Annotated in this window: 20 protein-coding genes and 1 pseudogene; 12 read left to right on the forward strand and 9 right to left on the reverse strand. The window is 72.2% G+C overall.

What is annotated here, in order from left to right:
* Nucleotides 1-26 precede the first annotated feature (26 nt).
* The 3 genes from HYQ63_RS38785 to HYQ63_RS38790 all read right to left on the reverse strand — a co-directional run bounded on the left by HYQ63_RS38785 (nt 27) and on the right by HYQ63_RS38790 (nt 3143).
* A complete protein-coding gene (locus HYQ63_RS38785) occupies nt 27-1376 on the reverse strand; it encodes an MFS transporter (RefSeq protein ID WP_257232433.1) in 1350 nt (449 codons plus the stop codon).
* 200 nt (nt 1377-1576) lie between these two features.
* Nucleotides 1577-1657 (reverse strand): putative leader peptide, encoded by an 81-nt coding sequence (locus tag HYQ63_RS46215; RefSeq protein WP_373689238.1) that lies wholly within the window; start codon nt 1655-1657, stop codon nt 1577-1579.
* A gap of 85 nt (nt 1658-1742) precedes the next feature.
* Complete coding sequence (locus HYQ63_RS38790; RefSeq protein WP_179938373.1) at nt 1743-3143, reverse strand: FAD-binding oxidoreductase; 1401 nt, start codon at nt 3141-3143, stop codon at nt 1743-1745.
* Between the two features lie 87 nt (nt 3144-3230).
* Here HYQ63_RS38790 and HYQ63_RS38795 point away from each other — a divergent pair, with 87 nt between their 5' ends.
* The 7 genes and pseudogenes from HYQ63_RS38795 to HYQ63_RS38825 all read left to right on the forward strand — a co-directional run bounded on the left by HYQ63_RS38795 (nt 3231) and on the right by HYQ63_RS38825 (nt 11455).
* Nucleotides 3231-4571, forward strand: a complete 1341-nt coding sequence (locus tag HYQ63_RS38795; protein WP_179938375.1) for a hypothetical protein — start codon at nt 3231-3233, stop codon at nt 4569-4571.
* Between the two features lie 159 nt (nt 4572-4730).
* Nucleotides 4731-5561, forward strand: coding sequence for an SDR family NAD(P)-dependent oxidoreductase (locus HYQ63_RS38800; protein ID WP_179938377.1), 831 nt, complete (start codon nt 4731-4733; stop codon nt 5559-5561).
* Nucleotides 5562-5753: 192 nt separating this feature from the next.
* A pseudogene (locus HYQ63_RS46220) lies at nt 5754-6728 on the forward strand (MFS transporter); the annotation flags it as partial.
* Nucleotides 6729-6918: 190 nt separating this feature from the next.
* Nucleotides 6919-7746, forward strand: a complete 828-nt coding sequence (locus HYQ63_RS38810; RefSeq protein ID WP_257232436.1) for an oxaloacetate decarboxylase — start codon at nt 6919-6921, stop codon at nt 7744-7746.
* Nucleotides 7747-7754: 8 nt separating this feature from the next.
* Nucleotides 7755-8753, forward strand: a complete 999-nt coding sequence (locus HYQ63_RS38815) for a C-terminal binding protein (protein ID WP_179940980.1) — start codon at nt 7755-7757, stop codon at nt 8751-8753.
* A gap of 13 nt (nt 8754-8766) precedes the next feature.
* The gene (locus HYQ63_RS38820; RefSeq protein ID WP_179938379.1) at nt 8767-10650 is read left to right on the forward strand and encodes a bifunctional sugar phosphate isomerase/epimerase/4-hydroxyphenylpyruvate dioxygenase family protein; all 1884 of its coding nucleotides are present in this window, start codon (nt 8767-8769) and stop codon (nt 10648-10650) included.
* A gap of 52 nt (nt 10651-10702) precedes the next feature.
* Nucleotides 10703-11455: a GntR family transcriptional regulator gene (locus HYQ63_RS38825; RefSeq protein ID WP_179938381.1), complete on the forward strand. Its 753-nt coding sequence runs from the start codon at nt 10703-10705 to the stop codon at nt 11453-11455.
* Nucleotides 11456-11535: 80 nt separating this feature from the next.
* Here HYQ63_RS38825 and HYQ63_RS38830 read toward each other — a convergent pair whose 3' ends face one another.
* The 3 genes from HYQ63_RS38830 to HYQ63_RS38840 all read right to left on the reverse strand — a co-directional run bounded on the left by HYQ63_RS38830 (nt 11536) and on the right by HYQ63_RS38840 (nt 15211).
* Nucleotides 11536-12252 carry a hypothetical protein gene (locus tag HYQ63_RS38830; protein ID WP_179938383.1) on the reverse strand — a complete coding sequence of 239 codons (717 nt, stop codon included), beginning with the start codon at nt 12250-12252 and terminating at the stop codon, nt 11536-11538.
* 182 nt (nt 12253-12434) lie between these two features.
* Nucleotides 12435-13418, reverse strand: coding sequence for an FkbM family methyltransferase (locus HYQ63_RS38835; protein WP_179938385.1), 984 nt, complete (start codon nt 13416-13418; stop codon nt 12435-12437).
* Between the two features lie 260 nt (nt 13419-13678).
* The gene (locus HYQ63_RS38840; RefSeq protein WP_179940982.1) at nt 13679-15211 is read right to left on the reverse strand and encodes a glycoside hydrolase 43 family protein; all 1533 of its coding nucleotides are present in this window, start codon (nt 15209-15211) and stop codon (nt 13679-13681) included.
* A gap of 389 nt (nt 15212-15600) precedes the next feature.
* Between HYQ63_RS38840 and HYQ63_RS38845 the strand changes: the two genes are divergently transcribed.
* Nucleotides 15601-17166 carry a GMC family oxidoreductase gene (locus HYQ63_RS38845; protein WP_179938387.1) on the forward strand — a complete coding sequence of 522 codons (1566 nt, stop codon included), beginning with the start codon at nt 15601-15603 and terminating at the stop codon, nt 17164-17166.
* Between the two features lie 66 nt (nt 17167-17232).
* On the opposite strand, the gene HYQ63_RS38850 is transcribed toward HYQ63_RS38845, so the two are convergent.
* The 3 genes from HYQ63_RS38850 to HYQ63_RS38860 all read right to left on the reverse strand — a co-directional run bounded on the left by HYQ63_RS38850 (nt 17233) and on the right by HYQ63_RS38860 (nt 21867).
* Nucleotides 17233-17958 (reverse strand): TIGR03943 family protein, encoded by a 726-nt coding sequence (locus HYQ63_RS38850; protein ID WP_179938389.1) that lies wholly within the window; start codon nt 17956-17958, stop codon nt 17233-17235.
* The gene (locus HYQ63_RS38855) at nt 17955-18968 is read right to left on the reverse strand and encodes a permease (protein WP_179938391.1); all 1014 of its coding nucleotides are present in this window, start codon (nt 18966-18968) and stop codon (nt 17955-17957) included. Before HYQ63_RS38855 ends, HYQ63_RS38850 begins: the two co-directional genes overlap by 4 nt.
* Nucleotides 18969-19185: 217 nt before the next feature.
* A complete protein-coding gene (locus HYQ63_RS38860) occupies nt 19186-21867 on the reverse strand; it encodes a SpoIIE family protein phosphatase (protein ID WP_179938393.1) in 2682 nt (893 codons plus the stop codon).
* 263 nt (nt 21868-22130) lie between these two features.
* On the opposite strand from HYQ63_RS38860, the gene HYQ63_RS38865 reads away from it, so the two are divergent.
* From HYQ63_RS38865 to HYQ63_RS38880, 4 genes are all read left to right on the forward strand, one after another.
* Entirely contained in the window at nt 22131-22634 is a 504-nt protein-coding gene (locus HYQ63_RS38865) for a hypothetical protein (protein ID WP_179938395.1), read from the forward strand.
* A gap of 180 nt (nt 22635-22814) precedes the next feature.
* Nucleotides 22815-23252, forward strand: a complete 438-nt coding sequence (locus HYQ63_RS38870; RefSeq protein ID WP_179938397.1) for a hypothetical protein — start codon at nt 22815-22817, stop codon at nt 23250-23252.
* Between the two features lie 128 nt (nt 23253-23380).
* Nucleotides 23381-24511, forward strand: a complete 1131-nt coding sequence (locus HYQ63_RS38875) for a PLP-dependent cysteine synthase family protein (RefSeq protein WP_179938399.1) — start codon at nt 23381-23383, stop codon at nt 24509-24511.
* Nucleotides 24508-25806: an MFS transporter gene (locus tag HYQ63_RS38880; RefSeq protein ID WP_179938401.1), complete on the forward strand. Its 1299-nt coding sequence runs from the start codon at nt 24508-24510 to the stop codon at nt 25804-25806. Before HYQ63_RS38875 ends, HYQ63_RS38880 begins: the two co-directional genes overlap by 4 nt.
* Nucleotides 25807-25876: the final 70 nt, after the last annotated feature.

Here is a 25876-nt window from a genome sequence, read left to right on the forward strand (position 1 = left end):
GGGACGCGACGGGACGCCGAGAGGTGCTACTTCACGGCCACCGCCGACCGCGTGGCCGTGGGGCGTGCGGGCCGGTCGGCGGTCCCGGACGCGAAGTACACGTCGGACGGCCGGATGCGGGAGGCCGCCCAGACGCTGACGACCGCGGTGGCCGCCAGATATCCGCAGGCGATCCACGGGGCGCCGTGGCCGAGCGCGAGGAAGGTGGTCATGAGCAGCGGAGTGATGCCGGAGGCGTAGACACCGGACAGCTGGTAGACCACGGACATGCCGGTGTACCGGACCTCCGCCGGGAACAGGGAGGCGAACAGGGTGCCCTGGGCTCCGTAGAAGGAGGCGTGGACCACGCCCAGGGTCAGCGCGATCGCCGCGGCGAACCCCCAGATGCCGGTGGAGTGGAACAGCCAGAAGGCGGGGAACACGCTCAGCCCGAACAGCGTCATGCCGACCATGTACATCCGGCGCGCGCCCTGCCGGTCCACCAGGGAGCCGGACAGCGGGATCAGGACGGCCATCAGCAGCGCGGCGAAGGTGACGGCGAGCAGGACCGGGGTGCGCGGCAGGTCCAGCGTCGAGGTGGCGTAGGAAATCGCGAACACACCCCAGGTGTTGAACGCGGCGCCCTCGCCCCACCGGGCCAGCATGCCCAGCACGGTGTGCCGCCGGGTCTCCGGGGCCCGCAGCAGCCGGGCCAGCGGGACCCGGGACGCCGACTGTCGCTGTTCGATCTGCCGGAACGCGGGAGTCTCGTCCACCTTGAGCCGTACGGTGATCCCCAGGACGACCAGCAGCAGACTCACCAGGAAGGCCACCCGCCATCCGTAGCTCAGGAAGGCGTCGTCGCTGAGCACATTGCTGAGCAGCGCGAACACACCGGTCCCCAGCGCGAGTCCGAGGGCCAGCCCGATCTGCGGGTAGCTGCCGTAGCGGCCCTCGCGGCCGCGCGGGCCGTGCTCCACGGACAGCAGCACGGCACCGGCCCACTCGCCGCCGAGCGCCACGCCCTGCGCCACGCGCAGGATGAGCAGGAGGACGGGCGCCCAGATGCCGATCTGCTGATAGGTGGGCAGCAATCCGATGAGTGTGGTGGAGCCGCCCATCACGCTCATGGTGACGGCGAGGGTGCGTCTGCGGCCGATGCGGTCGCCGATGTGTCCGAAGAGCAGGCCCCCGATGGGCCGGGCCAGGAAGCCGACCGCGAAGGTGGCGAAGGAGAGGATGGTGCCGACGGTGTCGTTGCCGGTGGGGAAGAACAGATCGCCGAAGACGAGGCCCGCGGCGGTGCTGTAGAGGAAGAAGTCGTACCACTCCACCGTGGTGCCCAGGAGGCTGGACAGCACCACGGTACGAAGTGGCCGTCGGGACGTATCGGGCATGGGGAAACCGTTTCGTTGCATGCCGGGGCGCCGGGGCAGGCGTGAGCGCACGACGGCGCGCACACCGGCCTCAGCGGCGGGGTGCGATGGGGGAGGGCAGCGGCTGTGGTGTGAACGCCCCACGGGCGGACGTGAGGTGACGGAACGTCAGAAGCCCGGGCACGGAGCCGGAGGCGTGGGTGTCCGCGGGGGAGCCGGGGTCAGGGGCGACAGCAGGCGCTGGACTGGCGGCACAGATCGACGTGGAGGCGTTCCACGAGCGGGCCGGCAGCATTCGACATGGCCGACAGTATGGTCGGCCCCCGACACCCGACTCAAGGCGTCACCGGAACGGTCTCACCGACTGGGACGCCCCGCGGGCCCCGCTCAGCTCCGGCCGATGACCTTGCCGGGGTTCAGGATCCCGTGCGGGTCGAGGGCCGCCTTCACCGCGCGGTGCATCTCCAGCACGGCGGGTGCGAGTTCCTGCTCCAGGCCGTCCCGCTTCAGCAGTCCGACGCCGTGCTCGCCGGTGACCGTTCCGCCCAGGTCGATGGCGTCGGCGATGATGTCGCGGAACGCGGCCTGGGCGCGCTCCCGGGCCGTGGTGTCGCCGGGCTGGGTGATCAGCAGCGGATGGAGGTTGCCGTCACCGGCGTGGGCGATGTTGGCGATGAGCGTGTCGTGCCGGGTGGCCGCGCGCTCGATCCGCGCCAGCATCTCCGGTACGGCCGCCCTGGGCACGCACACGTCCTCGGTGAGCACCGGGCCCAGCCGCTCCAGTGCCGGGTAGGCGAGCCGTCGCGCCGCGAAGAGCGCGTCCGCCTCCTCCTGGTCCGTGGACTGCGCGGCCCAGGTCGCCCCCGCCTCCTCGAAGCAGGCGAGCATGCGTTCCGCCTCCTGTGCCCCGGCCGGGCCCGGCGCGTCCGTACGCCCGAGGAGCACCACGTCCGCGTCGACGGACAGCCCCATGTTCTTCCACCGGTCGACCGCGGCCAGGCAGTGCCGGTCGATCAGCTCCAGCGCGGACGGGGTGAGCCCCGCGGCCCCGACCGCGGTGACGGCGCGGCCCGCGGCCACGACCGACGAGAAGTACCCGGCGACCGTGCGCTCCGCCTCCCGCTGCGGGCGCAGCCGCACCGTGACCTCGGTGATCACCCCGAGGGTGCCCTCGGAGCCGACCATCAGCCCCGCCAGGTCGTACCCGGCCACGCCCTTCGCCGTCCTGCGGCCGAGCCGCACCAGCTCACCGGTGCCGGTCACGGCCTCCAGGCCGAGGACGTAGTCGCGGGTGACGCCGTACTTCACGCAGCACAGCCCGCCCGCGTTGGTGGCCACGTTGCCGCCGATGGTGGACCAGGGCGCGCTGGCCGGGTCCGGCGGATACCACAGCCCGTGTTCGGCGCACGCGGCCCGCAGATCGTCGTTGACCACGCCGGGGCCGACGACCGCGAGCCGCTCCACGGGGTCGATCTCGTGGAGGGTGTTCATGTGCTCGGTGGAGAGCACGACACAGCCCTCGACGGCGTTGGCGCCGCCGGACAGGCCGGTTCCGGCACCCCGGGTGACGAGCGGGACGCCGTGCCGCAGGCAGGCGCGCACCACGGACCGCACCTCCCGCGCCGTGTGCGGCCGTACGACGGCGCACGGCGTGCCGTACGGCGCCCACTCCGCCTCGTCGTGGGTGAACCCGGCCGCGATGTGCGGGTCCTCGACGAGCCGCCCGTCCGGCAGCTCCCGCCGCAGCTCCTCGATCAGCACGCCCGGACCCCCGCCCTGTCGTCGCATCCGTTTCGGCATACGTACCGGCATCCATGCCGCATGAGAAAACCCCCAAGGCTCGCAAAATACGCAATATGGGCTAGCGTCGTAGGTATGAAGACCGTACGACGCGTCTTCCGGATGGCGCTGGTGCTTCCGCTGGTGGTGGCAGCGCTGCTGCTCGCCGCCGTCGCCGCGGCCCCCGGCGCACGGGCCGCCGACTCCCTCGACACCGCCGCGGCGTCCCTGCGCAACGGGCCGGTCTACGTCGATCCCCGCGCCCGGGACATCCTGCCGCGGAGCGAGGCCGACGCCCTGTCGCAGAAGATCGAGAAGTCGGGCAAGCCGGTCTTCGCCGTCGCGCTCCCCGCCGCCGAGCAGCACGACCGGTCGACCCTGCTCCAGGATCTGCGGACGAAGGTCGGCGTCACCGGTGTGTACGCGGTCGCGCTCGGCGACCGCTTCGACGCGGGCGCCGACCGCTCCGTCCTGTCCCGCGACGCCGTGGAGAACCTGACCGGCGCCGCGCAGCGGTCCCACCCCGGCGACTCCGGGGCCATGCTCACCGACTTCGTGGACCAAGCCGTGGAGCAGGCCAAGGGCGACGCGCCCGCCACGTGGGACAACGCCGCCACGCCCAACGGCAGCACCGGCGCGCTGGGCCTGCTGGTCACGCTCGGCGTGCTGGTCATCGTCGGCGTCGGCGGCACCTTCCTGGTGAGCAGGCGCGTCACCAGGCGGCGGCAGCAGGAAAACCGGGCCCGGCTGGAGGAACTCCGCCCGGTGGTGGACGAGGACATCACCGCCTTCGGCGAGGAGCTGACCCGGATCGGCTTCGACCCGGCCTCTGCGAAGGCCGACGACGCGATGCGCGAGGACTACACCCGGGCCCTGGACTCCTACGAGCACGCGAAGACGGTGATGGAGAAGGCGCAGTCCCCCAGGGACGTGCGGGACGTGAGCGAGGCGCTGGAGGACGGCAGGTTCTCGCTCGCCACCCTGGAGGCCCGGCTGAACGGCAAGCCGCTGCCGGAGCGCCGTCCTCCGTGCTTCTTCGACCCACGGCACGGCCCCTCGGTCGAGGACCGGCGGTGGACCCCGGCGGGCAGCACCTCCGAGCGGACCGTTCCGGTCTGCGCGGCGGACGCCGCCCGGCTGGACGACGGCGAGGAGCCGATGGGCCGGGAGGTCGACACCCCCGCGGGGCGGCGCCCGTACTGGGAGGCCGGACCGACTTACGCCCCCTGGGCGTCCGGCTACTTCGGCGGCGCGCTGCTGCCGGGCCTGCTGGTGGGCACCCTGCTCGGCACCTCGCTCGGCTCGCCCTACGCGTACGGGGACTACTACGGCGCCGGTCCGGCCGGTGACTACTCCGGCGGCGACCACTCGGGCGGCGACTTCGACTCGGGCGACTTCGGCGGGGATTTCGGCGGGGGAGACTTCGGCGGAGGGTGACACCGCCCCGCGGCCCGACCCGCACCACGGTGCGACACATCGCGCGAGCAATCTCGTGCATACATCTTGTATCCCAGATTACCGAACTCTAGTGTCCCAGTCTCAGCGGCCCGGCCTGCCCATCCGACATGGCCGGGCGCTTCGACGAAAGGCACGAGAGTGGCAGACCTCAGCGGTCTCTGCGTCGCGGTCACCGGTGCCGGGCGCGGCATCGGACGGTCCATCGCCCTGCGGCTCGCCGCGGCGGGCGCGCACCTGGCCGTCATCGACCGCGACGCCTCCCGCGCCGAGGCCGTGACGGCCGAAGTGGCCGCCCTCGGCCGCCCGGCGCTCGCCGTCGTGGGCGATGTGACCCGTGCCGCCGACTGCACCGAGATGGTACGGCGCACCGCCGACGGCCTCGGGCGGCTCGACGTCATGGTCTGCAACGCGGGCATCGTGCAGGTCAAGCCCTTCCTGGACATCACCGAGGAGGACTGGGACGCCACATTCGCCGTCAACGTCAAGGGCACGTTCCTGACCATGCAGGCCGCCGCCGCCCGGATGCGCACGCAGGAACCCCTGAGCGCAGCCGACGCCGCCGCCGACCGCGCCCGTCCGCGCGGGAAGATCATCACGATGTCGTCGATCGCCGGACGGTACGGCGCCGGCGCGATGGCACCCCTCACCCCCCACTACCGCGCCAGCAAGGCGTCCGTCATCAGCCTCACCCAGACCGCGGCCTACGCGCTGGCTCCCGACATCACCGTCAACGCCATCTGCCCCGGACTGGTCGGGACCGACATGTGGCGCCAGATCGACCAGGAGTGGTCCGCCACCGAGGGGTGGACCACGGGCGAGGCGTGGAAGCGGCGCACCGCCGTCGTCCCCATGGGCCGCCCCCAGACGCCGGACGACGTCGCGGGCCTCGCCCTCTATCTCTGCTCCTCGGATTCCGACTACATGACCGGACAGGCCGTCAACATCGACGGCGGACTGATCATGAGCTGAGCCGCCCTCCTCCCCGCACGATCGAGGAAGCACATGACACACGCACCCAGCGGCACCCCCGCCACGACTCTGGACGAGGCCGGGCAGCGGGCAGCCGTCTCGCGCATCTCCTGGCGCATCCTTCCGCTCATCGCCGTCGGCTACGTCATCGCGTACGTCGACCGCACCAACATCGGCTTCGCCCAGCTGGGCATGGGCACCGAACTGGGCATCAAGGCCGCCGCGTACGGCCTCGCCGCCTCGATCTTCTTCGTCGCGTACTTCTTCTTCGAAGTGCCGAGCAACCTGCTGCTGCGCCGCTTCGGCGCCCGCGCCTGGCTCGCCCGCATCATGGCGACCTGGGGGATCATCACCGTACTCACCGGGTTCACCACCAATGTGCAGATGCTGTACGTGATGCGCTTCCTGCTCGGCGTCGCGGAGGCCGGTTTCTTCCCCGGCATCATCGTCTACCTCACCCTGTGGTTCCGCTCCGGCGACCGGGCCGTCGCGCTCGGCTGGCTGGTGCTGGCCCAGCCCATCTCCTTCATCTGCGGCGGGCTCCTCGGCGGCCTGATCCTGGACCACACCGGCTGGTTCGGCATGGCGGGCTGGCGCTGGCTGTTCATCCTGACCGGCGTCCCCGCGGTCCTGATGGCCGTCGTGACGTACGCCTTCCTCCCGGACTCCCCGGCGACCGCGCGTTGGCTCGCCCCCACTGACCGCGACTGGCTGCGCCGCTCCCTGGAGGCCGAGCAGGGCACCGGCCACGACGAGGGCATACGGGCGCAGCTGGCCGCCCTGCGCAACCGCCGCGTGCTGCACCTGGCCGCCACCCATCTCGCGCTCGCCATCGGCACCTACGGGTTCAACCTCTTCCTGCCGCTGATCATCAAGCAGATCAACCCCGCCTACTCGGCCACCAACATCGGCTTCACCGCCGCCATCCCCTACATCTGCGCCGCGCTCGCGCTGCTGGTCACCGCCCGGCTGTCCAAGCGCACCCGCGAGCGCAAATACCTGGTCGCCGTACCGCTCGCCATGGGGGCCGTCGGCCTCGCCGCGGTGATCGCCCTGCGCCACCAGCCCGGACTCGCGGTCGTCGCGCTCGCGGTGACCGGGATCGGCGCCTTCGCCTGGCTGCCGCCGTTCTGGGCGCTCACCACCGACAGCCTGTCCAAGACCCACGCCGCGGTCGGCATCGCCGCCATCAACTCCATCGGCAACCTCGGCGGGTTCTTCGGCCCGTACATCGTCGGCAAGGAGACCGACGGCGACACCGTCACCGCGGGCCTGCTCATCCCCGTCGTGTCCCTGGCCGTCTCGGTCGTGCTGATTCTCCTGTGGCGCAGCCCCGCGCGGCAGCCCGGCTCCGACCGTGACACCGACGTCACCGGTCGCTGTCCTGGACGGCCACGCCCACGGCCACGGCATCGTCCAGGCCGCCGGTTTCCCAGCCGTCTACATGACCGGCTTCGGGGCCACGGCCAGCCGTCTCGGCACCCCCGACATCGGACTGCTCACCCAGACCGAGATGACCGAACACGCCCGCAACATGACCCGCGCCGTGACCATCCCGGTCATCGCGGACGCCGACACCGGCTACGGCGGCCCCTCCAACATCCACCGCACCGTGCGCGAATACATCCAGGCCCAGGTGGCGGCCATCCACCTGGAGGACCAGGTGGCGCCCAAGCGGTGCGGCCAGATGAGCGGCATCCGGCTGATGGACGAGGACGAGAGCGCCGCCCGGATCGCCTGCGCCGTCGAGGCCCGGGGCGGCGACGACCTGCTCGTCATCGGACGCACCGACGCCCTGCCCGCCGCCGGGATCGAGGAGGCGGTACGCCGCGCCAACCGCTACCGGGACGCGGGCGCCGACCTGGTCTTCGTCGACGGCATCAAACGCGTCGAGGAGGTGGAGGCCGTCGCCAAGGCCGTCGAAGGGCCCAAGGTCGTCTCCATCGTGGACGGGAACGAGACCACCCGGCTCACCGCCACCGACCTGGCCGACATGGGGTTCCGAATCGTCTTCTACGCGGTCACGGCGCTGTTCACCGCCACCCGCGCGGTCGCCGACGCCCTGGACCACCTGCGCACCGCCGGAACCCCCGCGGGCGGCCCGGCCCAGCACACCTACGCCGAGTTCTGCGACCTCGTCGACCTCGGCTTCCACCAGGACCTCGACCACCGCTTCGGGAGCTGAGCGCCATCATGTTCACCGTGGTCGTCACCGACTACGAATTCGCCGACCTGGAGCCCGAGCGGCAGGTCCTGGAAGCGGCCGGGCTCACCGTCGTACCCGCCCAGGCCCGCACCGAGGACGAGCTGATCGAGATCTGCGCCGACGCCGACGCCGTGATCAACCAGTACGCCCCCGTCACCGCCGAGGTCATCCGCCACCTGAACCGCTGCCAGGTGATCTCCCGCTACGGCATCGGGCTCAACACCATCGACGTCCCGGCGGCGACCGCCGAGGGCATCGCCGTCGCCAACGTGCCGGACGGCTCCCGGGAGGAGGTGTCCGACCACGCCGCCGCGCAGATCCTCACCCTCGCCCGGGGGCTGCACCGCTACGACGCCGCCATCCGCCGGGGCACCTGGGACTACACGGTCGCGAAACCGCTGTGGCGGCTGCGCGGACGCACGCTCGGGCTCGTCGGATTCGGCCGCATCCCGCAGCGGCTCGCCGAGAAGATGGGCGGCTTCGGGATGACCCTGCTCGCCCACGACCCGTTTGCCGACGCCACCCGGGCGGCGGCGCTCGGCGTCCGGCTCGTGGACCTCGACACCCTCTGCCGCGCAGCCGATGTGGTGTCCGTGCACGCCCCGCTGACGGCGGAGACCGAAGGGATGATCGGGCCCGGGCAGTTCGCCCTGGTGAAGCCGACCGCCTGCCTGGTCAACACCGCCCGCGGCCCGGTGGTGGACGAGACCGCGCTCATCGAGGCGCTGCGATCGGGACGCATCGCCGGCGCCGCGCTCGATGTCTTCGCGCACGAACCCATCGGCCCCGACAGCCCGCTGGCGCGGTGCGAGAACGTGGTCCTCACCCCGCACACCGCCTGGTACTCGGAGGACTCCGAGATCGAGATCCGTACGAAGACGGCCCGCAACGTGGTAGAAGTCGCCCAGGGACGGCTGCCCACGTACCTGGTCAACCACGACGTCGACCACCGCGTCATCGCCGCCCCGCACAGCATCGCCCGTTGACAGGAGGACATTGATGACGCCCACGACAGCGGTGGCCACGGTCTGCCTGTCGGGAACCCTGGACGACAAGCTCACCGCCGCTGCGGACGCCGGTTTCGCCGGGGTGGAGATCTTCGAACCCGACCTCGTCGCCTCCCCGCTCGCCCCCGCCGCGATCCGGGACCGCTGCGCCGACCTCGGCCTGTCCATCGACCTGTACCAGCCCTTCCGCGACCTCGACTCCACCTCGCCGGACCGCTTCGCCGCCAACCTCGGCCGCCTGGAGCGGAAGCTGGAGGTGATGCGGCAGCTGGGCACCGACACCCTGCTGGTGTGCTCCTCGGTCTCCCCGGACGCGGTCCCCGACCCCGACCTGCTCGCCGGGCAGCTGCACACCGCGGCCGAGCGCGCCGCGGACCACGGCATACGCATCGCCTACGAGGCCCTCGCCTGGGGCGCCCACGTCAACACCTACGAGGCGTCCTGGGACGTGGTCGCCCGCGCCGGCCACCCGGCGCTCGGGCTGTGCCTGGACAGCTTCCACATCCTCTCCCGCGGCTCGGACCCGGCGGGCATCCGGGACATCCCCGGCGAGAAGCTGTTCTTCCTCCAGCTCGCCGACGCGCCCCACCTCGACATGGACGTCCTCCAGTGGAGCCGCCACCACCGGCTCTTCCCCGGCCAGGGCGCCTGGGACCTGTCCGCGTTCCTCACCCACGTCCTGGCCGCGGGCTACCGCGGGCCCCTGTCGCTGGAAGTCTTCAACGACGTCTTCCGCCAGGCCGACCCGGGCCGCACGGCCATCGACGCCCACCGCTCGCTGCTGGCGCTGCGGGACGCCACCGCCCGCCGCGCGGACGGGGGGTCGGCGGGCGCCGCGCCCGCCGTACCGGCCGTGCCGAAGGGGTCCGCGCCCACCGGCGTCGCGTTCGCCGAGGTCGCCGTCGACGCGGAGTCCGGGCCGCTGATCGCGCGGGCGCTCGCCGGGCTCGGCTTCACCCACACCGGCCACCACCGCACCAAACCCGTCCAGCTGTGGACCCAGGGCGAAGCCCGGCTCCTCCTCAACACCGGCGTCACCCGCCCCGGCGGCGCGATCAGCGCCCTGGGCCTGCACACCGCCGACCCGGGCGCCTCGGCCGCGCGCGCCGAAGCGCTGCTCGCACCGGTCCTGCCGCGCACCCGGGGCCCGGCCGAAGCCGACCTCGCCGCCGTCGCGGCCCCGGACGGCACCGAGGTCTTCTTCTGCGGCACCGGGGACGACTGGCTGGCCGACTTCACGCCCGTCGCCGAAGCGCCGGACCGGCCCGGCGCGGGCATCACCCGCGTCGACCACATCGCGCTCACCCAGCCGTTCGACCACTACGACGAGGCCACGCTCTTCTACCGCGCCGTCCTCGGCCTCACCCCGCAGCCCACGGCCGAATACGCCGCCCCCTTCGGCCTGGTCCGCAGCCGGGCCTTCACCGACCCCGCCGAACGGGTCCGCATCGCGCTGTCGGTCACCCTGCTGCGCCGGGGCGACTGGGCGCCGCCGGTCGCCAGCCCCCAGCACATCGCCTTCGCCACCGACGACATCGTGGCGACCGCCCGTGCCGTACGCGACCGCGGAGCCCCCCTGCTGGCCGTCCCGGACAACTACTACGACGACCTCGACGCCCGGCTCGGCCCCGACCCGGCGCTCCTCGCCGACCTCCGCGAGCTGGGCATCTTCTACGACCGCGACGCCGACGGCGCGTTCCTCCACTGCTACACGGAGATCCTGGGCGGCGCGGTCTTCTTCGAACTCGTCCAGCGCATCGGCCGGTACACCGGCTACGGCGCCCCCAACGCCCCCGTCCGCATGGCCGCCCACCGCACCGCCCGCCTCGCCCTCGCCCAGGCCGGGCCGGATCCGGCGATCCGGCAGCTACGGTAGCGTTCGGGACACCGACGGATACCGACGGACATCGATGGACACCGTGGACGGAGTGGGACCGATCGCTGGGAGAGGCAGGGCACGCACGACGGGCGGCGGACGGTCCTCGTCGCTGGCCTCCGAGGTGGCACGCCGCCTCCGCGCGGCCATCGTGGACGGCGAGTTCGACCTCGGCGAGGCGCTCTCCGAGGACGGTCTCGCCTCCGCCCTCGGGGTGAGCCGCACCCCGGTCCGCGAGGCCCTGCGCATGCTGCAACTCCAGGGCCTGGTCGAGATCGTGCCCAAGTCCGGGACGTACGTCTTCCAGCCCACCGAGGACGAGATCTTCGAGCTGTGCGAATACCGCACCACCCTGGAGATCCGCGCGGCCCAACTGGCCCTCGAACGCAACCCGGACGCCGCCCTCGCCGCGATGCGCCGCGCCGTCGAGGCCATGACCGACGCGCTGGCGGGCAACAACACCAAGGCGTACGGCATCGCCGACACCGCCTTCCACGAGGCGTTCTTCGCCCACTGCGGCAACCGCTACCTCAGCGACGCCTACCAGATGAGCCTGGCCCGCGTGTCGGCCCTCCGCGTCCACCTCACCTTCCTCGCCACCACGGAACCGGCGCGTTCCTTCGAGGAACACCGGCGGATCGTCGAGATCTTCGCTGAAGGCCGCATGGCGGAATTGGAGGAGATCCTGAAGGCGCACATCATGCGGACGCGCGAGAACTACGTGCTGGCCCTGCGCGACCGTGCCGCCCGCGACACCGAATCCAAGGCGGCGGGCCTCCGCCGCAAACTGGGCCTGTCCAGCTGACCGCTCACCGGCCGCTCAGTCGCCGTGTAGCCACAGCTGAAGACCAGCACGGACACTCTTGAGGCTCGTGTGACGAATTCTCAGCACACATGCCCGGTCATGGTCGTATCCCAGCGCATGCCGGCGACCATGTGCTCCAGGTAGCCCGCGTCGCTGACCGTCACCACAATCTCCGCGTACGGAAGTTCGGCAAGGGAGTGGTACTTAAACAGATCCCACACGTCGTAGTCGTCCAGATCGGCGGGGCCATCCGGCCCCTCCGGGTCCCAGGGCTCGTTCGGGTCCTTCAGCGCTGCGACCTCACTCATCAGCGGGACGTTCCGATACGGGGTGATGTCGTAGGAGGTCACGATGTCGGCGGCGCGTTGTGAGAGCTCCTCGGCGTTGCCGCAAGTGAACACGGAATAGCCGGGGCGGCTGCCCCCGCTCAGCTTGTACACGTCTTCCGCTTTGCGCCTGGGTTCGAGGACGGTCTTGCCGTCGTCCGCGAGCAGGTACCCGTCTTTGGTAACCCTTATCTCCCTACCGATGATGAGTTCCATCAGATTCGGGAACTCATCTTTCCGTCGCATGCCTGCGGTGATGTCCTTGCCCTGCTCCTCGGTGAAGGGGTACCGCTCTCCGTCTTCGTTGTGCAGATAACCGTTGTCCAGCTTCCACCAGGCGTCGGCCAGGAGAGACAGGGGGAAGACGGTCTCCTCCGGCACATAGGGGACGTCGGGGTTGACGATGTGCACCCTCCCACGGAGGGTTGCGCCTTCGACGGAGTCGACGGACACGGTAAAGATCGTGGTCACGCTGGGGCGCCCCTTCAGACGGAACGGTAGTCACACTTGATTGCCAGTCAGCCCGGATAGTAGGTGTCTGTACTGACACCCGCTCCTGGCGTCAGACACCGTCACCCTATGTGGCGCGCCGTGTGGGTGGCCGAGGTTGCCCGCGCGGGGCCGGACACACCGGCCCCGTGCGGGGGTTGGCTTCACTTGGGGGCGGCGTCCGCGCGCATCATCACGCAGTCGAACTCCACCACGCGTCCCGTGGTGTCCTCACGTGTCACCGGGTACATGCCCGTGATCCCGAAGCCACTGTCCTCGTACGCGGCGATGGCCTCGCTCATCGCGGGGCTCCCCTCGTAGAGCCGCAGCACCGCGACCTCCGACTGCAACCCGACGAACTCCCCGATCCGGTCCCCGGCGCCCGCGAACACCTCCAGGTCGTAGCCCTGGGTGTCCATCTTCAGATAGGGGCGGGGGTCGGTGAGACCGGCCAGCGCCTTGTCCATCACGCTGTCCAGCCTGCGGATCTCGATCTCCTCCGTACGGTCCTTCGCGAACCGCCGGTAGCGCTCCTTGCCGTAGTCGCTGGCGCCGAGCAGGGAGTTCATGGTGGCCCAGCCCACGTGCATGGACTGGGTGGCCTCCTCGCGCCCGAGGGCGAAGGGGAACACCCACCACTCGGGATCGTCCTTGGCGGCCTTCTCCAGCTTCGCGAAGGCTTCCTCGGTGGGCTCGAAGGAAACGATTCTGCCCGTATAGCCGAGCCCGCGGAGGCGCCTGCCGTACTGACCGGCGTTGGCCCCCACGTCGAAGACGCAGTTCACCTCGTATTTCTCCAGCAGCCCGGCCACATGGTGGCCGCACAGATACGTGGCGGCCGCCAGCTGGAGCGACCGTTCATCGGAGCCCGCGTCGTAGAGCAGATGGGCACCGGTGTCGCCGAGGCGCACGTTCGTCCACGCGTCGGAGGGGTCGCCACGGCCACGGGCCACCACCCAGGTGTCCGGCCGCACCCGTGTCACGGCATAGCGGCCGCTGCCGCGTGTCACCAGATCGGCCTCCTTGCCCACCACGACGCGCTTCCGCTTGCCGCGCCGGGAGAGCACCGCGGTGCCTGAGCCGAGGTCGAGCACCTGCACGCCGAGCCGGGGAAGCACATTCAGCAGACTTCTGTAAAGGGTTTGCATCCAGACAGCCTCGCAGGTCTCAGCCGTCTCGGCCTCCCCTTACGGCCAATTGATTGATTTCTCTGTCGCTTCCCTGGCCCGGCCTCCTGTTTCTCTAGAAAAAGTGTGCCAAGCGGCCCGTCCGTCGAGGGCGGCCGCGCCGCGCTCGGGTTAACGCGAGGTGGCCGAAATTGGCCGGGATCGGGCAGTCGCCGCCGCTGCCCGATATGCCCCGACGGTGGTGGTCGCCCGGACGGCAATGGTCGGCCGGGCCGTAGCGGTCAGAGCGCCGGGCCCACCCGGAACCAGTCGAACTCCGCCGCGCTGCGCCGGCCGACGGCCGCCGGTCCGGTGGCGAAGAGTCCCACGGTCGCCCCGATCCATGTGCCCGCGGTCGCCGTGAACGGGGCGCCGAGTGGAGTGAACCCCCGGCCGTCCGCGTCGGCCGCGAACCGGCACACCGCGCCCGGGCCCACGGTCACCCGCAGCCGCACCGCGGCGCGCCCCCTCCCCAGCGGCACCGGCGGGGCGGCGTCCACCTCGGCGGCGTCCTCGTCCGCGGTGCGGCACACCAGGACGATCCGGTCGCCGTCGTGGCGCAGGCCCGCCCAGCAGTACGTCGCGCCCAGCATGACCAGCCCGGCGCGGGCTTCCGCGGTTGTGGTGGACAGGGTCATCGAGGTCGTCGCCGTGAAGGACTCGGCGGGCAGCCGCTGGCCCAGTACGTTCGGCAGCAGCCGGAGGTCATGACCGGCCGGGCCGGGCCAACAGGCCAGCGCGAGCCGGCGGGGGAAGTGGCGGAACGACCACCAGGCCGGGTCGGCGTTCGCCTGCCAGCTCCACTGCTTCCCCAGCTCCGGCCCGGTGAACTCGTCGCCGGTGGCGGGCGCCGTCACCCTCGTCCGGCCGTGGACGCGTGGCTTGGTGTGCACCAGCACCGGGGTGCCCCGGCCACTGCCGTCGTCGTCGCCCATCACCGGCCAGCCGTCGGGGCGCCACCGCATCGGCTGGAGGTGCACCACCCGCCCGTAGGCCCCGCGATCCTGGAAGTGCAGGAACCAGTCCTCACCGCCCGGTGTGCTCACCCACGCCCCCTGGTGCGGCCCGTTGACGGGGCTGCCGCCCTGGGCGAGCACGATGCGGTCCTCGTACGGGCCCTGGATGGAGCGGGAGCGGAACGCCGACTGCCAGCCGTTGGTGACGCCTCCGGCCGGAGCGAAGATCCAGTACCAGCCGTCCCGCTTGTAGAGCTTCGGCCCCTCCAGCGTGGTGTAGCCGGGCAGCTCGTCGCCGTTGACGACGATGCGGCCCTCGTCGAGCAGGGCGGTGCCGTCGGGGCTCATCCGGTGCAGCGTCAGCCGGTTGTTGATGCCGCTGCGGCTCTTCGCCCAGGCGTGGATCAGATACGCCTGGCCGTCGTCGTCCCACAGCGGACACGGATCGATGAAGCCCTTGCCCGGCTTGAGCGGGTGCGGTGCGCTCCACGGGCCGCGCGGATCGGTGGCGGTCACCACGAAGATCCCGAAGTCCGGGTCCGGATAGAAGATCCAGAACTTGCCGTCGTGGTGGCGCAGGGCCGGGGCCCACACCCCTTGGCCGTGCCGCGGTTCGCTGAAGTGGTCCCTGGGCAGCAGTTCGGTCAGGGCGTGCCCGATGACGGTCCAGTTGACCAGGTCGGTGGAGCGCAGGACGGGCAGTCCGGGAATGCGGTTGAAGGTGGAGGCGACCAGGTAGAAGTGGTCGCCCACCCGGATCGCGTCGGGGTCGGACCAGTCCGCGTTGAGCACCGGGTTCTGATAGCGGCCGTCTCCCAGGTCGGCCACCCAGGGCAGCCGCCCCCGCGCCCGGGCGGCCTGCGCGCCCGTTCCCTCCGGGCCTTCGGTGGCCGCCTCGGCGCGGGCGGTGCCACCGGCCGCGCCCAGTACCGCCGACGCGGCCGCCGCGCCGAGGCCGGTCCGTATCACGTGCCTGCGACTGTGCTGGCTCACTGTTGTCTCCGCATCTCGACATCTCGAACGGGGATGAGTACGTGTACTCGCTCCAGTAAGCGCTTACCGGCAGGAGTGTGGCAGCGGGGGAGTTTATGGGCAAGACGCCCGGACGTCCTGATCTCGCGTCAGATCAACCTGGCTGAGCTTCACATGATGCGCACCGGGACAATGGGGCGCGCACGGTCCGCGCAGTCTCGGTCAAAGGAAATCGGATGAACACTCACGACTACGTCATCGTCGGCGGCGGATCCGCGGGGTGTGTGCTGGCGGCCCGGTTGTCGGAGGACCCGGAGGTCCGGGTGGCGCTGATCGAGGCGGGAGGGCCCGACACGGCGCAGGAGATCCATGTGCCCGCCGCCTTCCCCCAGTTGTTCAAGAGCGAGGTCGACTGGGATCTCCATTCGGGCCCCGAACCGGGGCTCGGTGGCCGCCGGACCTATCTGCCCCGCGGCAAGGTGCTGGGCGGCTCCAGTTCCATCAACGCGATGATCTATATGCGCGGCAACCGCGCCGACTACGACGGCTGGGCCGCAGCCGGGGCCACCGGCTGGTCGTACGGCGAGGTGCTGCCGTACTTCCGGCGCGCGGAGGACAACGAGCGCGGCGAGAACGTGTTCCACTCGGTGGGCGGGCCGCTCGCCGTCAGCGACAGCAGGTCCTGTCACCCGCTCGCCAGCGCGTACATCGAGGCCGCAGTGCAGGCCGGACACCCGCGCAACGAGGACTTCAACGGCCCGACCCAGTTCGGCGTCGGGCGGCACCAGGTGACCCAGCGCAATGGCATGCGCTGTAGTGCGGCCGTCGCCTATCTGCACCCCGTGCTGGGGCGGCCGAACCTCACCGTGCTCTCGTCGGCCCGGGCCCACCGCGTGCTGATCGAGGGCGGCCGGGCCGGGGGAGTGGTGGTGGAACGCGGCGGCACGGTCGAGGTGATCCGCGCCGAGCGCGAGGTGATCCTGTCCGCGGGCGCCTACGAGTCCCCGAAGCTGCTGATGCTGTCCGGGATCGGGCCCGCCACCACGCTGTCGTCCTTCGGCATCGACGTGGTGCGCGACCTCCCGGTGGGGGAGGGCCTCCAGGACCACTACATGGCTCTGCTGAACTTCCGCACCGATGTCGAATCGCTGATGACCGCGGCGACCCCGGAGAACGAAGCGCTGCTGGCGAACGAGGGGCGCGGCCCGCTGACGTGCAACATCGGCGAGGCCGGTGGCTTCTTCCGCAGCCGGGACGGACTGGACGCCCCGGATGTGCAGTTCCACATGGCGCCGGTGCTGTTCCATCAGGACGGGCTCGCCCCCGCCACCGAGCACGGTTTCGCGCTGGGCCCGTGTGTGCTCGCCCCGACCAGTCGCGGCCGGGTGACGCTGGGCTCCGCGAGCCCGGACGCCGAACCCAGGATCATGCACAACTACCTCATGACGGCCGAGGACCAGTACTGCATGGTCCAGGGCGTCCGCATCGCCCTGCGGATCGCGGCACAGGACGCGTTGACCCGGGTCACCACCGGCCCGTTCGACGTGCCGGACTCGGACTCCGACGCGGATCTGCTCGCCTTCGCGCAGCGGGCCGGGCAGACGCTCTACCACCCGACGTCGACCTGCGCCATCGGCTCCGTGGTCGACCCCGAGCTGCGGGTGTTCGACGTGGCGGGGCTGCGGGTCGTCGACGCCTCGGTGTTCCCGACGGTGCCCAGGGGGAACACCAACGCCCCCGTCATCATGGCCGCGGAGAAGGCCGCCGACCTCATCCGGGGCTTCCCCGCGGCGATACGCTGACGCCACCGCGCCCGTCCCCGTGCGGGTACCCGTACCGGCCCGACCGCGCCCGGGGCGTGGCGCGGTTCAGCCGTTCCAGCTCTCGTCGTACGGGTCGCGCGGGGCCGGGACCGGTGTGGCGCGGCTGACGTCGATGTACGGGATGACGCCCCCGCCCACCGGGTCCCTGGTGCGCTTGCCGGTGTAGGTGCCGGTGACTTCGAGCCAGGTGTCGGGCCGCAGGACCGGGGGAGTCCGCCCGGACAGGCCGACCTTGACGGGCTGTGCGTCGGCGGCGCAGCAGTTGAGGGCCATGCGCACGAGATAGGGCGCGCCACGGCGGTCGAGGGCGACAAAGCCGGTGATCCTGACGTTCCGGTCGCGGAGGGAACGGCCGTGGTCGTAGACCGCGCGGCCCGCGTAGTCGGCCACGTTGAGGGAGAGCGGGTCGCCGGCGGGGAGGGTGGGGAAGCCCCAGGGCGGCCGTTGCAGCGCCGTGCCCGCGTGCATGGCGCTGTAGGAGCCCAGCGCGGGCGGGGCGACCAGGATGAGGGCGAACAGGGGCAGCACCAGCAGCCAGGAGACACGTGGTTCGCGGTGGCCGTGGCCGTGGCCGTGCTCGTGGCCGTCGCGCTGGTGCCGCAGTTCGTACCAGACGGTGGCGACGGCGGTGCCGATCAGGACGACACCGGCCGCGAGCAGCAGCGGGCGCAACCCGGCCTTGACGTAACGCAGATAGAGGTCGGTGAACCCGGCGTGCAGCACGGCCACGCCGAGGAGGAACAGCACCGCTGCCTGGGCCTGTCGGTTCACAGCAGCACCGCCCCGACCAGCGCCGACGCAAGGATGGCCACGGCGAAGGTGGCGGGGGCGAACCGCAGCGCGAACCCGCGGCCGAACGTACCGGCCTGCATGGCGAACAGCTTCAGGTCGATCATCGGCCCCACGACGAGGAACGCCAGCCGGGCGGTGAGCGAGAACTGCGACAGCGACGCGGCCACGAACGCGTCGGCCTCGGAACAGATCGACAGCACCACCGCGAGGAGCCCCAGGGCGAGGATCGCCACCACGGGGTTGCCCGCCGCCGTGTGCAGCCAGCTCGCGGGCACCACGGCCTTGAGGGTGGCCGCGGTCATCGCGCCCACGACCAGGAAGCCACCGGCGTGCATCACGTCGTGCCGTATGGACCCCCAGAACGCCGCCCCCTTGCCCAGGCCGTCGAGCGACGGGTGGGCCGGTGGCCGCATCCAGTCGGTGCGGCCCAGCCGCTGCCACAGCCAGCCCATCACGCACGCCACGAGCAGGCTCGCCGCGAACCGGGCGAGAACCATGCGCGGTTCGCCGGGAAACGCCACGGCCGTGGCGGTCAGCACGATCGGGTTGATGGCGGGGGCGGACAGCAGGAACGCCAGCGCCGCCGCGGGGGTGACACCCCGTCGTACGAGCGCCCCGGCCACCGGCACGGAGGCGCATTCGCAGCCGGGCAGCACCGCCCCGGCCACCCCGGCGACCGGCACCGCGAGGGCGGGGCGCCCGGGCAGCGCGCGGGCGAAGAACGACGGTGGCACGAACACCGCGATGACGGCCGACAGCAGCACACCGAGGACGAGGAACGGCAGGGCCTGCACGACCACGGCCACGAACACGGTCATCCAGCTCTGCATCACCGGCGCGGACAACGCCCCGCGGACCGGCCCCTGGAGCGCCACCACCAGGACCAGCAGCAGGGTCAGCACGAGGGAGGAGTTGAACCGCCGGGCCCGGGGATCGTCCGCGCCGTCCCGGCGGCCGTCCCGGGCCGGGGGCGCTTTGGTGAGGGTCACGGGTGAGGTACCTCCGGCGTGGAAGAGCGTCGAGGGTGGCTTCCCCTCGCCCTTCAGTACGCCGATTCGGGCGCGGCTTCTCACTCCGATCCGGGTGCGCGGCGGTTCCGGGTGCGCGGCCGTTCCGGGTGCGTGGCCGTTCCGGGTGCGCGGCGGTTCCGGGCTCACGGCCGTTCCCGGCTCACGGCCGTTCTGCGTGCGCGGCCGCCGCCGGTGATCAGCCCGGGGGGCCGGGCAGCGGCTGCTCGGCCCAGATGACCTTTCCGTGCGCGGTGTAGCGGGTGCCCCAGCGCCGGGCGAGCTGGGAGACCAGGAACAGGCCCCGCCCGCCCTCGTCGGTCAGATCGGCCCGCCGCAGATGGGGCGAGGTGCTGCTGCCGTCGGACACCTCGCAGATCAGGCTGCGGCCGCGGAGCAGCCGTATCCGTACGGGCGGGGCGCCGTACCGCAGGGCGTTGGTGACCAGCTCGCTGATGACCAGCTCGGCGGCGAAGGCGGCGTCGTCCAGCCCCCAGTCCCGGATCCGCTGGGCGCAGGCGGCGCGGAGCGGGGCGACCGCCGCCGGGTCGGCGGGCACCTCCCACTGGGCCACGTTCTCCGGGGCGAGCCGGCGGGTGCGGGCCACCAGCAGGGCGGCGTCATCGCTCGGACGGGCCGGGAGGACGGTTGCGAACAGCTCCTGGCAGGTGTCGGCGGGGCCGCGGTCCGGGGCGGCGGCGAGGGTGCGGCGCAGGAGGTCCAGGCCGGTGTCGTGGTCCCGGTCGTGGCCGGCGACCAGTCCGTTGGTGTACAGGACCAGGCGGGTGCCCTCGGGCACCGGCAGGTCGGCCGCCTCGAAGGGCTCTCTGCCCAGGCCCAGCGGCGGTGAGGCCGGTACCTCGGGGGTGTGCACGGTGCCGTCGGGGCAGGCCACTACGGGGCCCGGGTGGCCGGCCCGGGCCACGCTGCACCGGCCGGAGACCGGGTCGTAGATCGCGTACAGGCAGGTGGCGCCGGTGATGCGCGCGCTGTCGGAGTCCGTCTCGCGCTCCAGGTCGAGCCGGGCGACCAGCTCGTCCAGGAGGGCGAGCACCTCGTCCGGGGGCAGGTCCAGGGCCGAGAAGTTCTGCACCGCGGTGCGCAGTCGGCCCATCGTGGCCGCCGCGTGCAGACCCTGCCCGGCCACGTCTCCGACGACGAGGGCGACCCGGGCTCCGGGGAGCGGGAGCACATCGAACCAGTCCCCGCCCACCCCGGCCCGCGCGGGCAGATAGTGGGACGCCACGTCCACGGCGTCCTGGTCGGGCAGCGCGCCGGGCAGCAGATTGCGCTGGAGCGTGGTGACCATGGTGTGCTCGCGGGTGTAGCGGCGCGCGTTGTCGACGCACACCGCGGTGCGCGCGGCCAGCTCCCCGGCGATCACCAGATCCTCGTCGTCGAACGGCGCGCGCGGCCGGGTCCGGCAGAAGGTGGCCACGCCCAGCGGGACGCCGCGGAATTGCAGCGGAACCGCGAGCAGCGAGTGGATCCCCTGGTCGCGCAGGCGCCGGGCCTCGGCCTCGTACCCGGCGGGCCACTCGGCGGCATCGCTCAGATCGGCGCGCAGGACGGCCTGCCCGCTCTCCAGCGCCTCGCGCTGCGGCGACGACGGTGGAGGGACGGCCCTCTCGCCCGAGCGGAAGAGCGGGTGCTCGGGCGGTACGCCGCCGACCGCCGTGCGGTGGAGTACGCCGTGCGGCACCGCCGGTTCCTCGCCCCGCAGCACCGGCTCCAGCAGTTCGACGGTGGCGATGTCGGCGAACCGGGGGACGCCCACCCCCACCAGCTCCTCCGCGGTGCCGGTCAGCTCCAGGGTGGAGCCGATCCGTACCCCGGCGTCGTACAGCAGCCGCAGCCGCTCGCTCGCGGCCTCGGCGCGGCCGGACAGCGCGCGCAGCTCGGTGGTGTCCCGCAGCGTCGCCACGCTCCCGGCGGGGCCGCCCGCCCGGTCGGTGGGCCGGATGTTGACGGCCAGCAGCCGGTTCCCGGCGGCGTGCACCTCGTCGGTGACGGGCTGCCCCGCGGCCAGCAGCCGGGTCAGCCGCGGTTCGAGGCCGAGTGCGGTGGCGTGGCTTCCGTCGCTGTCGGGGGTCAGCTGGAGCAGCCGCCGGGCCTCGTCGTTGACCAGCAGCAGCCGCCCGTCGGCGTCCATGATCAGCACGCCTTCCCGGACCGAGTGCAGCACCGCGTCGTGGTGGGCGTACATGCGCGTCATCTCGGCGGGCCCCAGGCCGTGCGTCTGCCGCCGCAGCCGCCTGCTGGTCAGCGCCGTCCCGGCCGTCGCCAGGGCGAGGGCTCCGCCGCCCGCCCCGAGCAGCAGCGGCAGCTGGCGGTGCACCTCGGCGTTGACGCTGTCGATCCGGACCCCGACCGAGACTCCGCCGGCCAGGGCGCCGTCGGCCGTGGTGATGGGGACCGCCGAGATCACGGAGGGGCCCTGGCTCGCCCGGAAGGTCCGGGCGACCGTCTTTCCGGCGAGTTCGTCCCGCACCACCGAGGCGGGGCCGACGATCCGCTTGCCGATCAACGCCGTCTCGGGGTGGGTGAGGCGCATCCCGCGCCGGTCGAAGACCACGACGCTGTCGACGCCGGTGCGCCTGCGCACCTCTTCGGCGCGGGGCTGGAGCAGCGCCGTCGGGTGGTCACCGGCCATGGCCCGGGCGACCCCGGGCCCCTCCGCGAACGTTCTGGCGACGGCCAGCGACCGCTGGCGCGCCTCTCCGGTGGCGTTGCTCCGGGCTTCCAGCACAAGCGCCGCCACCGCCAGGGAGACGAGGACGAGGGTGAGGAGGACCTGAAGGATGAAGGCCTGTCCGGCGAGGCTCGGCGCCCGTGACGGCGTCCGTATTCGGCCCCGGACCATACGAGCAAAATTGCTCATGTCGGCATTTATAACATCCCTTTCCGGCCACCTCGGCAGGGCCAAGATCATGCGGGGTCTTCTGCCCGCCGTCGATGCGCGGAGGATCATGTTCCGGCCGATCCGCGGCCGAGCGCAATACCTGGTCACCGGGTAGTCCGTGGGCGGGATTCCGGTCGTGACCCGGAGAGGTGCGTGTCGCGCGCGGTGTGTGTCTGGCTTGTTAACGACCTGGTCCTGGGCGGTACCGCAGCGTAGCCGTACGCAACGCTTAGGATCACCGCATGGTCACGGCCCGGTCGCGTTTCGGCATCCGGTGGGCTCGCGTGGTGGCGAGCCCGCTGCGTCTGCTGTGCCTGGCCGCGCTCCTGATCGGCTTCGTCTCCCTGCACGCGGTGAGCGCCGAAGCCGTAACCGGCCATCTGGCCGGCTGCGCGTCCTCTCCTGTGGCGTCTCCTGTGGCGTCGCCCATGGCGTCCGCCGCGCAGGGCGAGACCCCGGAAGAGACCGCGGAGACCAAGGGCACGGAGTCCGGGGCCGAGGAGTCCGGGGCCGAGGAGTCCGGGGCCGCGGGGCATCATCACGACGACGAGGCGTCCCATTCGGCGCACGAATGCGTCCTCGCGCAGCCCGAGCAGGGGCCCGAGGTGGCGGCCCCGTGCCCGGCCCTCCCGGCCGAGGGCACGCGCGGTGCGGCCGGGCACACGCCGTCCTCGCGCCCGGTCGCGGCCACGGCGGCGGGTTCCACGCCGTCCGATCTCCAGCGGACCGCGGTTCTGCGCATCTAGTACGGGCCGGTATCGGACCTCGTCGACGCCCCCGCACCTTTTCCGGTGACCGCGGTCATCCGTCATCGGTGTTCGGCGCGATGAGTCCCGCGCCGTGATGGCGCCGTCGTTTCCTTGCCGATTCCAGTCCGCCACCTCCCGCGCCACGCGGCGGGAGGGCGGCCGCCGTGCGGAGAAACCGTGCTGATCCCTGCCTCATGCCCTCATCCCCGGGCCGCCCGCCGCCCGTTGTGGCCCCGCCGACTCCTGGCGTTCGTCCTGGGTGCACTGCTGCTGACCGGACCCACCTGCCTCGGCCACAGCGTCGGCGCGGAACACGCCCAGGGCCCGCGCGTCGCGCACGACTCCCGGCAGTCCCCGGCCGCCGAGATCGCCGAGACCGCCGGGCAGCCGTCCGCCGACGGCCCGGAGGGGCCCGAGCACTGTGCGCCGACGCCCCGTGAAACGTTCGGCCGGGCCGCGCAGCCGTCGGCACGTGCCCTTCCCGCCACCGCCACCACCGCCGATGTCTGCCGGACCGTGGTCCTCGTGGTGGCCCCGGACCACCCGCACGCGCTCTTCCCACGAGCGCCGACGGTCAGATCCACCCTCTGCTCGACCAGTCGGTGGCGCATATAGGAGCGGTCGTCGTGGCCCGCGCCCCGGTTGCCGCCCTCGGCGACCGGACGCGGATCGGTGCAGGCCATTTCGCCGCACCGTGCCCGAGATGAGCATCCGACGAGCCATCAACCACCGAAAGCGGACAGATGCGATCTCTGACCCTCAACGACGCCACCCCCACCGTCCCCGGACTGTCCGGGCTGGTGGGCAACACGCCTGTCCTGCGGGTGTCCGAGCCCCTGGCCCCGGCCGGCCGCGGCTTCTGGGCCAAGCTGGAGGGCTTCAACCCCGGCGGCATCAAGGACCGGCCCGGTCTGCACATGGTCGAACGGGCACGCGCCCGCGGAGACCTGCGTCCCGGCTGCGCGATCGTCGAGTCGACCAGCGGCACGCTGGGGCTCGGCCTCGCCCTGGCCGGTCTGGTGTACGGCCATCCCGTCACCCTCGTCACCGACCCCGGTCTGGAGCCGTCGATGACCCGGCTGCTGACCGCCTACGGCGCCTGGGTCGACATGGTCACCGAGCCCCATCCGGAGGGCGGGTGGCAGCAGGCCCGCCGCGACCGGGTGACCGAACTCCTCGCCCGCAACGCCGGTTCCTGGTGCCCCGACCAGTACAACAACCCCGACAACACCGCCGCCTACACCCCGCTCGCCCTCGAACTGGCCTCCCGGTTCGGCCACATCGACATCCTGGTGTGCAGCGTGGGCACCGGCGGCCACTCCGCGGGCGTCTCCCGCGTGCTGCGCCAGCTCTACCCCGAGATCACCGTGGTCGGAGTGGACACCATCGGCTCGACCATCTTCGGGCAGCCCGCCCGCACCCGGCTGATGCGCGGCCTGGGGTCGAGCATCTACCCCCGCAACGTCGCCTACGAGAACTTCAGCGAGGTGCACTGGGTCGCCCCGCACGAGGCGGTGTGGACCTGCCGCCAACTGGCCTCGTCGCACTACGCCACCGGCGGCTGGAGCGTGGGCGCGGTGGCGCTGGTCGCCGGGTGGCTGGCCCGTACCCACCCCTCGGACGCCCGCATCGTCGCGGTGTTCCCGGACGGCCCGCAGCGGTATCTGGACACCGTGTACAACGACGACTACTGCGCCGCCAACGGCCTGCTTGACCAGCCGCCCGCACCCGAACCGGACACGATGGGACACCCCGGCGAGCGGGAAGTGGCCCGCTGGACCCGCTGCACCTCAGTGGTCGACCCGCTCGCCGCGGGCGACCCGGCCGGTCCGTCGCGGCCCGCCGCCCCGGCCGCACCGGAGGCCGCCCGATGAAGGCCACGTTCACCCAGGTGCGGTCGTACGAGCGCAGCGTCCAGCTGCTGATGGTGAACCAGTTCACCATCAACCTCGGCTTCTACATGCTCATGCCCTATCTGGCCGCGCATCTGTCCGGGACCCTCGGGCTCGCCGGATGGCTGGTCGGACTCGTGCTGGGCGTACGGAACTTCAGCCAGCAGGGCATGTTCCTGGTCGGCGGCGCCCTGGCCGACCGGTTCGGGTACAAGCCGCTGATCGTGGCGGGGTGTGTGCTGCGCACCGCCGGTTTCGCGACGCTCGGGCTCGTGGAGTCGCTGCCCGCGCTGCTGGCCGCCTCCGCGGCCACCGGCCTCGCCGGGGCCCTGTTCAACCCGGCGGTCAGGGCCTATCTGGCCGCGGACGCGGGGGAGCGCCGGGTGGAGGCGTTCGCCCTGTTCAACATCTTCTACCAGGCCGGAATCCTGCTCGGCCCGCTGGTGGGCATGGTGCTGACGGGCGTCGACTTCCAGGTCACCTGCCTGGTCTCGGCCGGGATCTTCGCCGTGCTGAGCGTCGTACAGATCCGGTCGCTGCCGGCCCGCCGCGCCGATGACGGCCCGGAGCCCGGGCGGGAGGGCCGTGAGCGGGTGCTGACCCAGTGGCGCGGGATCATGGCCAACCGTCCGTTCCTGCTGTTCTCCGTCGCCATGATCGGCTCGTATGTGCTGTCGTTCCAGGTCTATCTGGCCCTGCCGCTGGAGGTACGACGGCTCGGCGGCGAAGGGGAGTTCGGCACCGCGGCGGTGGCGCTGCTCTTCGCCGTCTCCGGGCTGAGCACCATCGTCGGCCAGACCCGGGTGACCGCGTGGTGCAAGGCCCGCATGGCGCCCGGCCGGGCCCTGGGCTGGGGGCTGGCCCTCATGGGGGTGGCGTTCCTGCCGCTGCTGGTGGCGACCGCGCTGCCCGTGCCGGATGGCGGACCCGGCAGATGGCTCCTCGCGGCCGTGCCGCCCGCGCTCGCCGCGTTCCTGCTGGCGCTGGGCACGATGATCGCGTACCCGTTCGAGATGGACACCATCGTCCGGCTCTCGGGGGAGCGGCTCGTGGCCACCCACTACGGGCTGTACAACACCATCTGCGGGGTGGGCATCACCCTCGGGAACCTGCTCACCGGAGCGGCGCTGGACGCCGCACGCGAAGCGGGCATGCCCGCCGTCCCGTGGATCGTGCTGCTCGCGCTCGGCCTGGCCTGCGCGGCGGCGCTCTTCGGACTGCACCGCACGGGCCGGCTGGCACCGGCGGTGCCCGAACCCCGCCCCGCGGCGGCCTGACCCGGTCCAGACGCAGGAGGCGCCCCCGCCGGTGGCCATGACCGGCCACCGGCGGGGGCACGACACCCCC

The sequence above is a fragment of the Streptomyces sp. Rer75 genome, from assembly GCF_013414305.1.
GTDB classification, from domain to species: domain Bacteria; phylum Actinomycetota; class Actinomycetes; order Streptomycetales; family Streptomycetaceae; genus Streptomyces; species Streptomyces himastatinicus.

Bases quoted from the DNA above. Each gene is read 5' to 3' on its own strand.
- HYQ63_RS38785 (WP_257232433.1), bottom strand. From the start codon at position 1,376: ATGCCCGATACGTCCCGACGGCCACTTCGTACCGTGGTGCTGTCCAGC.
- HYQ63_RS46215 (WP_373689238.1), bottom strand. From the start codon at position 1,657: ATGTCGAATGCTGCCGGCCCGCTCGTGGAACGCCTCCACGTCGATCTG.
- HYQ63_RS38790 (WP_179938373.1), bottom strand. From the start codon at position 3,143: ATGCGACGACAGGGCGGGGGTCCGGGCGTGCTGATCGAGGAGCTGCGG.
- HYQ63_RS38795 (WP_179938375.1), top strand. From the start codon at position 3,231: ATGAAGACCGTACGACGCGTCTTCCGGATGGCGCTGGTGCTTCCGCTG.
- HYQ63_RS38815 (WP_179940980.1), top strand. From the start codon at position 7,755: ATGTTCACCGTGGTCGTCACCGACTACGAATTCGCCGACCTGGAGCCC.
- HYQ63_RS38820 (WP_179938379.1), top strand. From the start codon at position 8,767: ATGACGCCCACGACAGCGGTGGCCACGGTCTGCCTGTCGGGAACCCTG.
- HYQ63_RS38835 (WP_179938385.1), bottom strand. From the start codon at position 13,418: ATGCAAACCCTTTACAGAAGTCTGCTGAATGTGCTTCCCCGGCTCGGC.
- HYQ63_RS38845 (WP_179938387.1), top strand. From the start codon at position 15,601: ATGAACACTCACGACTACGTCATCGTCGGCGGCGGATCCGCGGGGTGT.
- HYQ63_RS38860 (WP_179938393.1), bottom strand. From the start codon at position 21,867: ATGAGCAATTTTGCTCGTATGGTCCGGGGCCGAATACGGACGCCGTCA.
- HYQ63_RS38865 (WP_179938395.1), top strand. From the start codon at position 22,131: ATGGTCACGGCCCGGTCGCGTTTCGGCATCCGGTGGGCTCGCGTGGTG.
- HYQ63_RS38875 (WP_179938399.1), top strand. From the start codon at position 23,381: ATGCGATCTCTGACCCTCAACGACGCCACCCCCACCGTCCCCGGACTG.
- HYQ63_RS38880 (WP_179938401.1), top strand. From the start codon at position 24,508: ATGAAGGCCACGTTCACCCAGGTGCGGTCGTACGAGCGCAGCGTCCAG.